Origin of the sequence: Bacillus altaicus, assembly GCF_042136375.2 — a bacterium.
GTDB classification, from domain to species: domain Bacteria; phylum Bacillota; class Bacilli; order Bacillales; family Bacillaceae_G; genus Bacillus_A; species Bacillus_A cereus_U.
In genome coordinates this window covers 3,231,222-3,246,657 of record NZ_CM143394.1, presented here as the reverse complement: position 1 = coordinate 3,246,657, position 15,436 = coordinate 3,231,222, and the positions used below count along the sequence as shown (strand labels likewise).

Sequence of the window (15,436 nt, the reverse complement as noted above, 5' to 3'; positions counted from 1 at the left end):
ATAAAAGATGAAAGTTATTTTTGAAAAATTGTATTATTACATCGGTAAAAGTATAGGAGACTTATCATTATAAAATAAATTGAAATCTTCTAAAAACTCTGATACATTGAAATAGAAATGTAGTTTCACAGTATTGTAAAGGCTTACAGTTATGTGCACGAAGATCTATTAGGATTGGAGGAAATAATGATGAAAGCTGAAGAAAAATTTTCCCCGGGATTAGATGGTGTAGTAGCAGCGGAGACGAAAATTTCGTTTCTTGACACAGTAAAAGGTGAAATTGTAATTCAAGGGTATGATTTAATCGAACTCTCAAAAACAAAAGAGTATTTAGACATTGTGCATCTTTTATTAGAAGAACAGCTACCGAATGAGGATGAAAAAGCAACAATTGAAAAGAAATTAAAAGAAGAATATGCAGTGCCAGAAGGTGTATTTAATGTGCTAAAGGCATTGCCTAAAGAAACGCATCCTATGGATGGGTTACGTACAGGTGTGTCAGCATTAGCTGGTTACGATAGTGATATCGAAAACCGCTCGTTAGAAGTGAATAAAAGTCGGGGGTACAAGCTTTTAAGTAAAGTGCCAAATATCGTAGCGAATAGCTATCATATTTTAAATAATGAGGAGCCAATTCAGCCCCTTGAGGAATTGTCATATAGTGCGAATTTCTTCTATATGTTAACTGGTAAAAAACCAACTGAACTTGAGGAAAAGATCTTTGATCGTTCCCTTGTTTTATATAGTGAACATGAAATGCCAAACTCTACATTTACAGCTCGCGTAATTGCATCAACACAATCGGATTTATACGGTGCTCTTACAGGTGCAGTTGCATCTTTAAAAGGAAGCTTACATGGTGGTGCAAATGAAGCGGTTATGTACATGCTTTTAGAAGCTGGCAATGTTGAGAAATTTGAAGAACTATTACAGAAGAAACTTTATAATAAAGAAAAAATTATGGGCTTTGGACATCGCGTATATATGAAGAAGATAGATCCAAGAGCACTTATGATGAAGGAAGCTTTAAAACAGCTTTGTGATGTAAAAGGCGATTATACACTATATGAAATGTGTGAAGCTGGAGAGAAGATTATGGAGAAGGAAAAAGGTATTTATCCGAATCTTGATTACTATGCTGCTCCAGTATATTGGATGCTTGGTATTCCAATCCAACTTTATACACCAATCTTCTTTAGTTCTAGAACAGTAGGGTTATGTGCACACGTAATTGAGCAACATGCGAACAATCGTTTGTTCCGTCCACGTGTAAATTATATTGGCGAGCGACATGCATTTAGTAAATAAAAACAACTGGGGAGTTGTTAGCGCCGCCCGCCAGATGGGTGTTTGACCGACACCCATCATTAATAATAACGAATTTTCGACAGAAAGGGAAGAATAGCATGATTAAAACAAATGAAATTAAACAAAAAGATGCATTATTAGAAGAAATTACGGATTATGTATTAAATAAAGAGGTTACAAGTGCAGAAGCATTCAGCACTGCTCGCTACGTATTACTTGATACACTTGGATGCGGAATTTTAGCGTTACAATATCCAGAGTGTACAAAATTATTAGGACCAGTTGTACCAGGAACAATCGTGCCAAATGGTACACGCGTACCAGGTACGTCATATGTACTTGATCCAGTAAAAGGCGCATTTAATATCGGATGTATGATCCGTTGGTTAGACTATAACGATACTTGGCTTGCAGCAGAATGGGGACATCCATCTGATAACTTAGGCGGAATTTTAGCAGTAGCAGATTATATTAGCCGCGTTCGTATTTCAGAAGGAAAAGAACCATTAAAAGTACGTGAAGTACTAGAAATGATGATTAAAGCACATGAAATTCAAGGTGTACTTGCTTTAGAAAACAGCTTAAACCGTGTTGGTCTTGACCATGTATTATACGTAAAAGTAGCAACAACTGCAGTAGTTGCGAAAATGCTTGGCGGAACGCGTGAAGAAATCTTTAATGCATTATCACATGCGTGGATTGATAATTCTAGTCTTCGTACATATCGTCATGCTCCAAATACTGGTTCACGTAAATCATGGGCAGCAGGAGATGCGACGAGCCGCGGTGTTCATCTTGCAATGACTGCTCTAAAAGGTGAAATGGGTTACCCAACAGCATTATCTGCGCCAGGATGGGGATTCCAAGATGTATTATTTAATAAACAGGAATTAAAATTAGCAAGACCGCTAGAATCTTATGTAATGGAAAATGTATTATTCAAAGTGTCATTCCCAGCAGAATTCCATGCACAAACAGCTGCAGAATGTGCAGTGAAATTACATCCGGAACTTAAAGAAAGATTAGATGAAATTGATCGTATTACAATTACAACTCATGAATCAGCAATTCGTATTATCGATAAAGAAGGTCCATTAAATAACCCAGCTGATCGTGATCATTGTTTACAATACATTACGGCAATTGGTTTATTAAAAGGAGATATCGTAGCGGACGATTATGAGGATGTAGTAGCAAATGATTCACGTGTAGATGAATTACGTAATAAGATGGTTGTTGTTGAAAACAAACAGTACAGTTTAGATTATCTTGACCCGAACAAGCGCTCAATCGCCAACGCTGTTCAAGTTCATTTTAAAGATGGTACTGTAACAGAAAATGTGGAATGTGAATACCCACTTGGTCACCGTTTCCGTAGAGACGAAGCGATTCCAAAAGTTGTTCGAAAATTCACTGCAAATATGGCAGGTCATTATTCTAGTAAGCAACAAGAACAAATTCATGAAGTTTGTTTAAATGAAGAAAAACTAGAAAATATGAATGTAAACGAATTTGTAGATCTATTCTTAATTTAATAATAGGGGGAATTTAGAATGGCTTGGGTTGTGAATAAACAGTCAACGCAAGAGGAGCTTGCAAATGGCTTCCGATCTTTAGTAGAAGCAAATGAAATTTTACAAATTCCAGGTGCTCATGATGCAATGGCGGCTCTTGTTGCGAAAAATACAGGTTTTTCAGCTCTTTATTTATCGGGAGCTGCTTATACTGCAAGTAAAGGGCTACCAGATTTAGGAATCGTGACGTCTACTGAAGTAGCAGAGAGAGCAAGAGATCTAGTAAGAGCTACAGATTTACCAGTCCTTGTTGACATTGATACAGGATTTGGCGGAGTACTAAACGTAGCGAGAACAGCTGTAGAAATGGTAGAAGCGAAAGTAGCGGCTGTTCAAATTGAAGATCAGCAATTACCAAAGAAATGTGGACATTTAAATGGTAAGAAACTTGTTACTACAGAAGAATTAGTTCAAAAAATTAAAGCGATTAAAGAAGTTGCGCCAAGCTTATACATTGTAGCACGCACAGATGCTCGCGGCGTGGAAGGATTAGATGCAGCGATTGAAAGAGCGAACGCATATGTTAAAGCAGGTGCAGACGCAATTTTCCCAGAAGCGCTTCAATCGGAGGAAGAATTCCGTTTATTTACTAGCAAAGTGAATGCACCTTTACTAGCAAATATGACTGAGTTCGGGAAAACACCATATTATAGTGCAGAGGAATTTGCGAATATGGGCTTCCAAATGGTAATTTATCCTGTAACTTCACTTCGTGTTGCTGCAAAAGCATATGAGAATGTGTTTACGCTAATTAAAGAGACAGGTTCTCAAAAAGATGCACTTTCTAATATGCAAACGAGAAGTGAGTTGTATGAAACAATTTCATATCATGACTTTGAAGACTTAGATACTGGAATTGCAAAAACAGTACTATCTGAAGATCAATAGGTTGAAGGACTTAGGCGATGAGAATACATCTTTGGCAAAACGAACTGCTTGATGTGAAAAATCATCGCCTTCTGTTTTCAATAGTAAGATATTCCACTCATCGTAGACGAGCATATACAAAAAGCAATGAAGGCCGAAATGATAGGGGGATTCAGATGGAGAAAACAAAGTTACCATGGGATGAATTTTTTTCACTCAATAAAGATGTGAACAATACTTTCTTTACACCTGAAGATTTTTCAGGGGATGAAGATTTAATTGCAAAAACGACAGAACAATTCGTTAAGCAAGAAATTGTTCCACAAATTGAGAACATTGAACAACATAACTATAAAGCTTCTCGTCAATTATTTGAGAAAGCTGGGGAACTTGGATTATTAGGCATTGAGGTACCAGAAGAGTATGGCGGGTTCGAGTTAGGAAAGGCTGTCTCAGGTCTTGTAGCAGAAAAAATGGGATACGCTGGTGCATTTAGCGTTTCTTTTAATATACACGCAGGTGTCGGTACATTGCCTTACATATATTACGGAACGAAAGAACAAAAAGAAAAGTATTTGCCGAAAATCGCATCAGGAGAATGGATTGGTGCTTATGCTTTAACTGAGCCAAATGCCGGTTCTGATGCATTAAGTGCAAAAACGAGCGCAATATTAAATGAAGATGGTACAGCTTGGAAGTTGAATGGTGAGAAGCAGTGGATTACAAATGCTCATATGGCAGATGTATACGTTGTTTTTGCGAAGACAAATAAAGGAATGACAGCGTTTATTGTCGAAAGAACATGTGAAGGTGTATCAATAGGATTAGAAGAAAAGAAGATGGGGATTAAAGGTTCTTCAACGGCGACGCTTATTTTAGAAGATGTTGTTATCCCTGCTGAAAATATTTTAGGGGAAGTTGGGAAAGGGCATCACGTAGCTCTTAATATTCTTAACTTCGCTAGACTAAAACTTGCTTTTGGAAATATTGGAACAGCAAAACAAGCAATCGGTTTGTCGGTTCAATATGGAAAGGAACGAAAGCAGTTCCAAACAGAATTAGTAGATTTTACGATGATTCAAGAGAAAATTGCCAATATGATTATTTCTACATATGGAGCAGAAAGTGCAGCTTACCGTACAGCGGGTGTAATTGATGAAGCAATTCATGAGAGTGATGAAGATCTTATGAAAAAAATGTCCCAATTTGCAATTGAATGTGCACTGAATAAAGTAAATGCTTCTGAAACACTTAGCAATATTGTAGATGAGGCTGTACAAATTCATGGTGGATACGGTTATATGCAAGAATACGAAGTAGAACGTTTATATCGTGATGCTAGAATTAGCCGTATTTTTGAAGGAACGAACGAAATTAATAGATTAACAGTTGCTAAAATGTTAATGAAACAATTTGAGCAACTTGAAGATCATGTAGTAGAAAGTGATATATCCAATGTAGAAAGAAACCATCGTTACATTTTATTATCGAAAAAATTGTTGAAACAATCTTTGAAAACGCTATCTAAAACTCCGGACTTAAAAATTGATCAGGAGCAAGAATATTCACGTGTATTATCAAATATGTTGACGGACGTGTACGTCATGGAATCAGCATTTTTACGTACGAGGAAAGCAGTTAGTAAAAATGGTGAGGAAAAAGAGCGTACGAAGCAAATGATAACAGATGTTATTTGTGAAGAAGGATATCGTAAAGTAGAAGAAGCAGCGATTTCCATTCTTTCAGCAGCTGTCACAGAAGAACAAAATAGACAAGAAATATTAGCTGAAATCCGTCAATTATTAGTGCCTTTATACTCGAACTTATTTACGAAAAAGAGAGACATTGCGAAAGTTATTATAAATCGCGGGAAATATATTGTGTAAATAGGAGGAAAGCGATATGAAAAAGATTGGTTTTATCGGTTTAGGTAACATGGGTCTTCCAATGTCTAAAAATTTAGTTAAATCGGGCTACACAGTATATGGAGTGGACTTGAATAAAGAGGCGGAAGCTTCCTTTGAAAAAGAAGGAGGAATTATCGGCCTATCAATCTCAAAACTAGCAGAGACATGCGATGTGATTTTTACAAGTTTGCCTTCACCTCGTGCTGTGGAAGCGGTATATTTTGGGGAAGAAGGATTATTTGAAAATAGCCACTCGAATGTAGCTTTAATTGATACAAGTACAGTATCTCCACAATTAAACAAACAATTAGAGGAATCGGCGAAGGAAAAGAACGTAGACTTTTTAGCAGCACCTGTTAGCGGTGGGGTAATTGGTGCAGAAAACCGTACATTAACGTTTATGGTTGGTGGATCGAAAGAAGTATATGAGAAAACTGAATCTGTCATGGAAGTACTTGGAGCGAATGTTTTCCATGTTAGTGAGCAGATTGATAGCGGTACAACTGTTAAATTAATTAACAATCTATTAATTGGTTTTTATACAGCTGGTGTGAGTGAAGCTTTAACATTAGCGAAAAAGAACAATATGGATTTAGATAAAATGTTTGATATTTTAAATGTAAGTTACGGTCAAAGTAGAATTTATGAGCGTAATTATAAAAGTTTCATTGCATCAGAAAATTATGAGCCTGGCTTTACTGTAAATTTATTAAAGAAAGATTTAGGATTTGCGGTAGAGTTAGCTAAAGAAAGTGAACTTCACTTACCAGTAAGTGAGATGCTATTAAACGTATATGAAGAAGCGAGTGAGGCAGGATATGGTGAAAACGATATGGCTGCTTTATATAAGAAAGTTAGCGAACAATTAATTTCTAATCAAAAATAGTGCACATATAAAAACCATGATAAAAAAGGAGAGAATATAATGATTACAACTGAAATTAAACGAGTGAAAAATCATATTAATGGCGAATGGGTAGAATCTACTGGTACGGAAGTAGAAGCGGTTCCGAATCCGGCAACTGGAAAAATCATCGCTTACGTTCCACTTTCTCCAAAAGAAGATGTTGAAAAAGCTGTTGAAGCGGCAAAAGCGGCATATAAAACATGGTCTACAGTGCCAGTTCCAAATCGTTCAAGACAACTATACAAATATCTACAACTGTTACAAGAAAATAAAGATGAGCTTGCAAAAATCATTACGCTAGAAAACGGTAAAACGCTAACGGATGCAACTGGTGAAGTACAGCGTGGTATTGAAGCGGTAGAACTTGCAACATCAGCACCAAATTTAATGATGGGACAAGCCCTTCCGAATATTGCTAACGGAATTGATGGGTCGATTTGGCGCTACCCAATCGGAGTTGTTGCTGGTATTACGCCGTTTAACTTCCCGATGATGATTCCATTATGGATGTTCCCACTTGCAATTGCTTGCGGTAATACATTCGTATTAAAAACATCTGAAAGAACGCCACTTTTAGCTGAGCGACTTGTAGAGTTATTCTATGAAGCTGGTTTTCCAAAAGGGGTATTAAATTTAGTACAAGGCGGAAAAGATGTTGTAAATAGTATTTTAGAAAATAAAGATATTCAAGCAGTTTCGTTTGTTGGCTCTGAGCCAGTGGCACGCTACGTATATGAAACTGGTACAAAAAATGGTAAACGCGTACAAGCGTTAGCAGGTGCGAAAAACCATGCGGTTGTTATGCCAGATTGCAACCTTGAGAAAACGGTACAAGGTGTAATTGGGTCTGCGTTCGCAAGTAGTGGGGAGCGCTGCATGGCATGTTCAGTAGTAGCAGTAGTTGATGAAATTGCTGATGAATTCATTGATGTATTAGTAGCAGAAACGAAGAAGTTAAAAGTAGGTGACGGTTTCAACGAAGATAATTATGTTGGACCATTAATCCGTGAATCTCATAAAGAACGTGTTTTAGGCTATATTAATAGTGGTGTAGCAGATGGAGCGACTTTACTAGTAGATGGCCGTAAAATCAATGAAGAAGTTGGAGAAGGTTACTTTGTTGGTGCAACAATCTTTGATGGTGTAAATCAAGAGATGAAAATTTGGCAAGATGAAATTTTCGCTCCGGTATTAAGTATTGTAAGAGTAAAAGATTTAGAAGAAGGTATTAAGCTGACAAATCAATCGAAATTTGCGAATGGTGCTGTTATTTATACATCAAATGGAAAACATGCACAAACATTCCGAGACAATATTGATGCTGGTATGATTGGTGTAAACGTTAATGTTCCAGCACCAATGGCATTCTTCGCATTTGCAGGAAATAAAGCTTCATTCTTTGGAGATCTTGGTACAAATGGTACGGATGGCGTTCAATTTTATACACGTAAAAAAGTTGTAACTGAGCGCTGGTTTTAATAAAGTGAAATGATAATGAGTGGGGTGCATTCCCACTCATTATAAAAATAATACAAATGAAAATACACTACTCATAATGGAGTAGTGTATTTTCGTTTGTATTATGTTAACTATTTCTTTCAAAGGCCAATTTAATACCAAATCCAATTAAGACGATTCCTGTAATCCCTTGAATATAACGCTGTGTCTTCGGCTTTTTCATAAAAGCGCTAATTTTATCAATTAAAAATATATAAAAAGCAAACCAAATGACTGTTAAAATGAGATAAGTAAGTCCCATAACGAGAAGTTGTATAAATGTATTATGATTTGGATTTAAAAACTGCGGTAAAAAAGTTAAAAAGAAGACTGCAATCTTAGGGTTTAGTAAATTTGTAAGAAAACCTTGGCGAAAGCAAGAAGTATGTTTATTGTCATTATTTATTGGAACGTCATTTGTATTTAAGTCTTCTGTGTTTCTTACTGCTAAAAGGGCTTTAATACCAATATAGACTAAATATACAGCACCAACATATTTAAAAATAGAAAATAAAAGAGCAGACTTTACAATAAGTGCTGAAAGACCAATTACAGCAGCTAAAGTGTGAATTAAAAGCGCAACACAAGTACCAAAAACAGTTTTTACGCCGCCGATTTTGCCAGCAACCAATGTGTTTTTCGTAGCCATTGCTGTATCAGGACCGGGTAGAATAATAAGACATATAGACATAATAATAAACAGAAAAAAATTTTCCATAATGTTATCCGCCTTCCTTTGTTGTTTTTAGAAAATTCGATTAACGTTAGTTTAACATACATTTTAGTTAAATAAAATTAAATTATATTTAAAATTATTTAACTGAAAAGAAGAGACCATATAGAGTAGCTGAGAGTGGGCTACAATATATGGTCTCTTTGTTTAGGCGTTAAGTAAGTTAAAGAATCGATTTACATCTTCTTCTGAAACATCACTTAATTGTTTATATTTATAATTTGGATTTTGGTCTTTATCAACTACAACGGAGCGTACTCCTTCAAAGAAATCTTCATGTCGCATGAAGTTTTTAGCGAGTATAAGATCTGTCGCAAAACATTCTTCAACTGACTTTTCTTGGCCATCGATAAACTGTTTTAATGTTACTTTTAATGAAACAGGGGATTTTGATACTAACTTTTCTTTCGTTGTTTGGGCAAATGGACTTTGATCTTTCTCTAACGATTGAATGATTCCCTCAATTGTATCGAATGCAAAATGCGAATTAATTTCTTCTAATGAAGAGGGAAGATTGCCATCTAAGTTTGGAGCAGTTACAAATGTACGAATAACTTCTTTTAAATGAGTATGTACATCTTCTTTTTTCCAATTTACATTTTCAAGTTCGGTAAGGAAATTTGGTAATGAATCTGATGTCATAAAGTAATCAGCAGCGTTAATATATAATACATCAGGAGCTTTTAAAATGGATGCTGTTAAAGCAACATATCGGCCAGTATATCCAGGCGCTTTATTTAAGAAATAAGCAGCACCGACATCAGGGAAGAAACCGATGTTCATTTCAGGCATTGCCCACTTCGTACGCTCTGTTACAATTCGATACGTAGCTCCATTTGTCAGACCGACACCACCGCCCATTACGATTCCATCTAAACAAGCGATAATTGGTTTTTTGTATTGATAAATAAATGTATCAATTTCATATTCTTCTTCAAAAAACTGCTCTGCATGTTGTAATGCAACTTCGTTAGAACGTGCTTCGTATAGCGTTTTAATATCACCACCTGCACAAAAACCTTTCGTCCCAGCTCCTTTTAAAACGATGAGTTCAATACGCTCATCTTGCTCCCATTCTTTAAGTTTTTTCCCAATTGGTTGTAACATGTCATAGGATAAAGAATTAAGTGCTTTTGGACGGTTTAAAGTAATAGATGCAACGCCGTTTTCGCTAACAGAAAATAAAACGTGTTCAGTCATTATAAATCCTCCCTTACTTATCTTTCTATTCTTATTTCTTGATACATGCTGAAATGTCCTCTATAATTTTTGTCTAAATTAGGTGCTTAGTGTTAGTATTTATCGCATATTTTGACGAGTTATATTTGCAGGATTTCAGAGAATGAAGAGGAATATTACAACATTACTGTAAGTGCTATTATTTGAAAACGTCGTGTTGAAGGCGCTATTATATGTATAACTTAAATTGAGTTAGTATACGTGGCGTAACAATACATTAAAGAGTGGATGTAGAAAAGATTAAGAGGCTGAATTATCTAACTTTTAAAGAGCGTGGGGTTTGTATATAATTAGAAATAGAGAAAGGAGAGATCGGAATGCCAGGACCTTTACTATTGTCGGTTATTATTTTGTCATCTCTTATGGTAGGAATTACACAGTATTTTCATCATACAGATACGACAGAAGAAGTGAAGGATAAGGTACGTCTCGTGTTTCCGATTTTTATAATATCTATTTCCATATGTTTTTTACTAAATAAAGATGGGTATGTTGTGGTCGTATTCGCGTTTTTTGTAGCGATTGTGTTAATAACTGTATTGTACTATGTTATGAAAGAGTACTTACAAAAATAAGGATGCCTGAATGGCATTTTTATTTTTGTAGATTGATAATTTCACATACCGTATTTTATGTAAAAAAACATAAAATACTTATAATTAAAAAAGTATGTACATCGCAGTGTATTTACTTGTCAATCTTGCATGACCACTATACTATTAAAGTGTAGAGATTAGAAAAAAAGGGGTTGTATCTAGCATGAAATTTGAGATGCACACAAAAATTATTTCAAATGAAAAAGAAGTAAGAGTACATATAGAAGATAATTTATTCCAATTAATTTTAGATGGTTATCATTTATTTACTGTTCAAGAAATATTACCTTTATATAAATCAAACGAAGAAAGAATCGGTAGTGCAATTGTCCAAAAGTTAGAATGGGAGAACGGAAAAACTACACTAAACTATCAACTTGTTTCACTACAATCAGTAAATTAAAAGGAGAAGGGTAATATGAAGTTTTTTCATACAGCGGATTGGCATTTAGGTAAGCTTGTTCATGGTGTATATATGACTGAAGATCAAAAAAATGTGTTAGATCAGTTTGTACAAGCTGTGGAAGAAGAAAAACCGGATGCTGTAATTATTGCAGGAGATTTATATGACCGAGCAATTCCACCTACAGAAGCAGTAGACTTATTAAATGATGTATTACAAAAGATAGTTATTGATTTACAAACACCAATAATCGCAGTTGCAGGAAACCACGATAGTCCGGACCGCATACATTTTGGTAGTAATTTAATGAAAAAACAAGGATTACATATTGTTGGACAATTTCAATTTCCATACAATCCTGTTGTTTTAAATGATGAATACGGAGAGGTCCATTTCCATCTCGTTCCGTATGCAGATCCAAGTATTGTTAGACATATATTGAAAAATGAAGATGTTCGTTCTCATGATGACGCGATGCGTATTTTTATGAACGAACTCTCTGAAACGATGGATAAAGAAGCGAGACACATATTTGTAGGACATGCATTTGTAACTTCTTCAGGAGAGGCAGAGGAAAATACGAGTGATGCGGAACGACCACTTTCAATTGGTGGTGCTGAATATGTAAATAGTCATTATTTTGATAAGTTTCATTACACGGCGCTTGGCCATTTACATCAAGCGCATTTTGTACGTAATGAGACAATTCGTTATTCAGGTTCACCACTTGCATATTCTATTTCTGAAGAAAAGCATAAAAAAGGATATTATATTGTGGAACTGGATGAAAAAGGTGAAACAACAATTGAAAAACGTTTACTTACACCACGTCGTAAAATGCGTACAGTAGAAGCGAAAATAGACGATTTATTGCTTCATCCAGTGAGTGAAGATTATGTATTTGTGAAATTATTAGATGAAAATCCTGTCTTGCAGCCAATGGAAAAAATACGTTCTGTATACCCAAATGCAATGCATGTTGAAAGATCTATTCAAAGACGAGAGTTCACAGATGAAAATGAAGTAACTGTTTCAAGACATAAAACGGATGATTTATCTCTTTTAAAAGCATTTTATAAAGAAATGAAAGGGCTAGATTTATCAGAAGAGAAAGAACGTCTATTTTTAGATGTTTTGCAAACAGTGCAAGAACGGGAAGGTGAACGAGGATGAGACCGATTCAGCTTATAATGACCGCATTTGGTCCATATAAACAGAAAGAAGTAATCGATTTTAAAGATCTTGGTGAGCATCGTATTTTCGCTATTTCTGGAAATACAGGAGCTGGAAAGACAACGATTTTTGATGCGATTTGTTATGTGTTGTATGGAGAGGCTAGTGGAGAAGAGCGCAGTGATACAAACATGCTTCGTAGCCAATTTGCTGATGATGATGTTTATACAAGTGTGGAATTAACTTTTCAATTAAAAGGAAAAAGTTATGAAATTAAACGACAACTGGGCCATAAAAAACAAGGAAATAAAACAATTACAGGACATGCAGTCGAATTATATGAAGTAATTGATGAGGAAAAAGTTCCATGTGTCGATCGTTTTCATGTAACGGATGTAAATAAAAAAGTTGAAGATTTAATTGGATTAAGTAAACATCAATTTAGCCAAATTGTCATGTTACCGCAAGGAGAGTTCCGAAAATTATTAACATCTGAAACGGAAAATAAAGAAGAAATACTACGCCGCATTTTTAAAACAGATCGTTATAAATTAATGCGTGAGATATTAGATCAAAAGCGTAAACAATGGAAAGACGTCTTACAAGAAAAACAAAAAGAACGTGAGCTATATTTCCGTAATGTATTTAAATTACCAATACGTGATGGGGCATTATTAGAGACATTAGTGGAGCAAGAGCATGTAAATACACATCAAGTAGTAGAGGCATTAGAACAAGAAACAATTTGGTACAATGCAGAGGTTGAGCAATTACACTTAGAACAAAATGACAAAACGAAACAATTAAAAGAAGCAGAGGCACGTTTTCATGCAGCAAAAGCTGTAAATGAGAAATTCAAGGATTTAGAACAAAAGAATGAGAAGTACAGTACTTTACAAGAAAACCGTGCCGTAATCGAAATGAAAGAAAAATCTTTTAAACATGCGGAACAGGCGAAGCGATTATTACCATTTGAGCAATGGTATGAGGAAGCGATGCAATATGAACAGCAGTCTGAAAGTTTGTTAAAACAGATAATCGCAAAAAAAGAACATATAATGAACAGTTTTGAACTTGCTCAGGAGAAATTTGAAGCATTAAAGAATAAGGCATCTGAGCGAGAAAATGCTAAAAAACAAGTTCAAAGACTAGAAGAGTTACAACCAATTATTGCATCATTAGCTGAGAAAAAGTTGAATTTGCAAAATGCTGAAATTCAAATAGGGAAATTAAAAGAAGGTATGCAAAAGTTAGATGAACAACTAGAAGCGCATACAAATGAAAAACAAAGAATGTCTGGCGAATTACAGCAATTAGAAGTAGCGCTTGAACAATATGTAGCTAAAGTAGAAGAACTAACGAATATGCGAGAAGATGCAAAAGTATTAAAGCAGGCATATGATGTATGGCAAGAAAAACAAAAATACGAGCAAGAAAAAGAAATTGCGTTTCATAAGATGCAACTTGCAGTTAGTGCGTATGAAACTATGGAACGCCGCTGGTTAGGTGAGCAAGCTGGTATATTAGCTCTTCATTTACATGATGGTGAATCTTGTCCAGTATGTGGTAGTATGGATCACCCGAAAAAAGCTACAGAGCAAAGTAATGCAATTGATGAAAAAGAGTTAAATGGGCTAAGAGAAAAGAAAACCGTTGCGGAAAAATCACATGTTCAATTAGAAGAAAAGTGGAATTTCTATCGAGTTCAATATGAACAAGTGATAGAAGAAGTCCTAAAGCGAGGGTATCGCTCAGAAGAATTAGTAGAAACATATAGGGCGCTCGTTCAAAAAGGAAAGCAATTAGTAGCAGATGTTAATGCGTTAAAAGCAAGTGAAGAAACGCGTAAGCAAATTGCTGTGAATATAAAAAGCGTAGAAGAAAAAGTAGAAGAACTCCAGAAACAAAAGCGTGAAGTAGAAACAATACAGCACCGTACTGAAATGGAGTGTATGCAGCTTCGTATGTCATATGAACATGATAAGCAAAATATTCCGGAAAGCTTGCAAACGGTACAAGCTTGGAAAGTACAGTTTGACCAAGCTCTACAAGAACTCAGGTTAATGGAAGATGAATGGGAGAAAGTACAAGAAGCGTATCAACATTGGCAAAATGAAAATATACGTATTCAAGCAGAACATGATAGTACTTCTAATCAATTTAATAGTGCAAAAGAGAAGAAAGAAGAGACTTTCACACGCTTTATGAAAGAGCTAGAACAAAGTGGATTTACAGATCAATTAACATATACAACAGCTAAATTAAATGATGCCGAGATGGATAAGTTACAACAAGAAATCCAAAGTTATTACTCATCTCTAGAAGTACTTACAAAACAAATTGAAGAATTAAAGGCAGGATTAAAAGATAAAGAGTACATGGATATTTCTTCATTAGATGAGCAAGTGAAAGAATTGGAAATTAACCTTGATATTATTAAAGAAAAACGACAACGTGCTCAAAATGCCGCAGCATATATTACGGATTTACATGAAAATATTAAACGAATTGATGAACAAATTCATGAGGAAGAGAAAGCATTCCAAGAACTTGTTGATTTATATGAAGTAATGAAAGGGGATAACGATAGTCGTATATCCTTTGAACGTTACATCTTAATTGAGTATTTAGAACAAATTGTTCAAATTGCGAACGAACGACTACGTAAATTATCAAATGGACAATTTTATTTAAAGCGAAGCGAACGAGTTGAAAAGAGAAATCGACAAAGTGGATTAGGCTTAGATGTATACGATGCATATACAGGTCAAACCCGAGATGTAAAAACATTATCTGGCGGTGAGAAATTTAACGCATCACTTTGCCTAGCGCTTGGAATGGCAGATGTAATTCAAGCGTATGAGGGTGGAATTTCCATCGAAACGATGTTTATCGATGAAGGGTTCGGCTCATTAGATGAAGAGTCATTAACGAAAGCAGTTGACGCCCTAATCGACTTGCAAAAATCAGGCCGCTTTATCGGCGTAATTTCACACGTTCAAGAACTGAAAAACGCAATGCCAGCTGTATTAGAGGTAACGAAGCAGAAGGATGGGTGTAGTCAGACGAGGTTCGTAGTGAAATAGGTAGATTTGTTTCGATTTTTATTACTAGTCACGCTTTTGGAATACCTCGTCGAGCTTTTCTGAAATTGTTCTTTAATATTAAATACTTTAGGAAGGGGAGAGATTATATGTTCCCTTCCTAATTTTTTTTCGTTTTTCTTCAAAGT

Annotated in this window: 12 protein-coding genes; 10 read left to right on the top strand and 2 right to left on the bottom strand. The window is 35.4% G+C overall.

Translation table 11 applies throughout. The features are described from left to right. Positions 1-186: 186 nt before the first annotated feature. The 6 genes from mmgD (at position 187) to ACE38F_RS16825 (ending at position 8,042) form a co-directional block, all read left to right on the top strand. Complete coding sequence (gene mmgD / locus ACE38F_RS16850; RefSeq protein ID WP_078174214.1) at positions 187-1,308, top strand: citrate synthase; 1,122 nt, start codon at positions 187-189, stop codon at positions 1,306-1,308. Between the two features lie 98 nt (positions 1,309-1,406). After that, on the top strand, positions 1,407-2,843 hold the full coding sequence (gene prpD / locus ACE38F_RS16845) for a 2-methylcitrate dehydratase (RefSeq protein ID WP_215556266.1): 1,437 nt from the start codon (positions 1,407-1,409) through the stop codon (positions 2,841-2,843). An 18-nt stretch (positions 2,844-2,861) separates the two neighbouring features. Next, positions 2,862-3,770: a methylisocitrate lyase gene (gene prpB / locus ACE38F_RS16840; RefSeq protein ID WP_215556267.1), complete on the top strand. Its 909-nt coding sequence runs from the start codon at positions 2,862-2,864 to the stop codon at positions 3,768-3,770. Positions 3,771-3,925: 155 nt separating this feature from the next. After that, positions 3,926-5,635 (top strand): acyl-CoA dehydrogenase family protein, encoded by a 1,710-nt coding sequence (locus ACE38F_RS16835; protein WP_375369250.1) that lies wholly within the window; start codon positions 3,926-3,928, stop codon positions 5,633-5,635. Between the two features lie 16 nt (positions 5,636-5,651). Then, a complete protein-coding gene (locus tag ACE38F_RS16830) occupies positions 5,652-6,542 on the top strand; it encodes an NAD(P)-dependent oxidoreductase (protein ID WP_375369249.1) in 891 nt (296 codons plus the stop codon). Between the two features lie 39 nt (positions 6,543-6,581). After that, positions 6,582-8,042 (top strand): CoA-acylating methylmalonate-semialdehyde dehydrogenase, encoded by a 1,461-nt coding sequence (locus ACE38F_RS16825; protein ID WP_375369248.1) that lies wholly within the window; start codon positions 6,582-6,584, stop codon positions 8,040-8,042. Between the two features lie 106 nt (positions 8,043-8,148). On the opposite strand, the gene ACE38F_RS16820 is transcribed toward ACE38F_RS16825, so the two are convergent. After that, positions 8,149-8,781: a LysE family translocator gene (locus tag ACE38F_RS16820; protein ID WP_087946739.1), complete on the bottom strand. Its 633-nt coding sequence runs from the start codon at positions 8,779-8,781 to the stop codon at positions 8,149-8,151. A gap of 159 nt (positions 8,782-8,940) precedes the next feature. Beyond that, a complete protein-coding gene (locus tag ACE38F_RS16815; RefSeq protein ID WP_375369247.1) occupies positions 8,941-9,993 on the bottom strand; it encodes an enoyl-CoA hydratase/isomerase family protein in 1,053 nt (350 codons plus the stop codon). Between the two features lie 356 nt (positions 9,994-10,349). Between ACE38F_RS16815 and ACE38F_RS16810 the strand changes: the two genes are divergently transcribed. The 4 genes from ACE38F_RS16810 (at position 10,350) to ACE38F_RS16795 (ending at position 15,290) form a co-directional block, all read left to right on the top strand. Continuing rightward, a complete protein-coding gene (locus tag ACE38F_RS16810) occupies positions 10,350-10,607 on the top strand; it encodes a hypothetical protein (protein WP_212936975.1) in 258 nt (85 codons plus the stop codon). Between the two features lie 184 nt (positions 10,608-10,791). Beyond that, entirely contained in the window at positions 10,792-11,031 is a 240-nt protein-coding gene (locus ACE38F_RS16805; RefSeq protein WP_070142530.1) for a DUF2584 family protein, read from the top strand. A gap of 15 nt (positions 11,032-11,046) precedes the next feature. Then, positions 11,047-12,204 (top strand): exonuclease SbcCD subunit D, encoded by a 1,158-nt coding sequence (locus ACE38F_RS16800; RefSeq protein ID WP_063226407.1) that lies wholly within the window; start codon positions 11,047-11,049, stop codon positions 12,202-12,204. After that, complete coding sequence (locus ACE38F_RS16795) at positions 12,201-15,290, top strand: AAA family ATPase (protein ID WP_375369245.1); 3,090 nt, start codon at positions 12,201-12,203, stop codon at positions 15,288-15,290. The genes ACE38F_RS16800 and ACE38F_RS16795 overlap by 4 nt, the downstream gene beginning before the upstream one ends. Positions 15,291-15,436 lie beyond the last annotated feature (146 nt).

Excerpts from the sequence above, each read along its gene's own strand:
- mmgD (WP_078174214.1), top strand. The coding sequence starts at position 187 with ATGATGAAAGCTGAAGAAAAATTTTCCCCGGGATTAGATGGTGTAGTA.
- prpD (WP_215556266.1), top strand. The coding sequence starts at position 1,407 with ATGATTAAAACAAATGAAATTAAACAAAAAGATGCATTATTAGAAGAA.
- prpB (WP_215556267.1), top strand. The coding sequence starts at position 2,862 with ATGGCTTGGGTTGTGAATAAACAGTCAACGCAAGAGGAGCTTGCAAAT.
- ACE38F_RS16835 (WP_375369250.1), top strand. The coding sequence starts at position 3,926 with ATGGAGAAAACAAAGTTACCATGGGATGAATTTTTTTCACTCAATAAA.
- ACE38F_RS16830 (WP_375369249.1), top strand. The coding sequence starts at position 5,652 with ATGAAAAAGATTGGTTTTATCGGTTTAGGTAACATGGGTCTTCCAATG.
- ACE38F_RS16825 (WP_375369248.1), top strand. The coding sequence starts at position 6,582 with ATGATTACAACTGAAATTAAACGAGTGAAAAATCATATTAATGGCGAA.
- ACE38F_RS16815 (WP_375369247.1), bottom strand. The coding sequence starts at position 9,993 with ATGACTGAACACGTTTTATTTTCTGTTAGCGAAAACGGCGTTGCATCT.
- ACE38F_RS16810 (WP_212936975.1), top strand. The coding sequence starts at position 10,350 with ATGCCAGGACCTTTACTATTGTCGGTTATTATTTTGTCATCTCTTATG.
- ACE38F_RS16805 (WP_070142530.1), top strand. The coding sequence starts at position 10,792 with ATGAAATTTGAGATGCACACAAAAATTATTTCAAATGAAAAAGAAGTA.
- ACE38F_RS16800 (WP_063226407.1), top strand. The coding sequence starts at position 11,047 with ATGAAGTTTTTTCATACAGCGGATTGGCATTTAGGTAAGCTTGTTCAT.
- ACE38F_RS16795 (WP_375369245.1), top strand. The coding sequence starts at position 12,201 with ATGAGACCGATTCAGCTTATAATGACCGCATTTGGTCCATATAAACAG.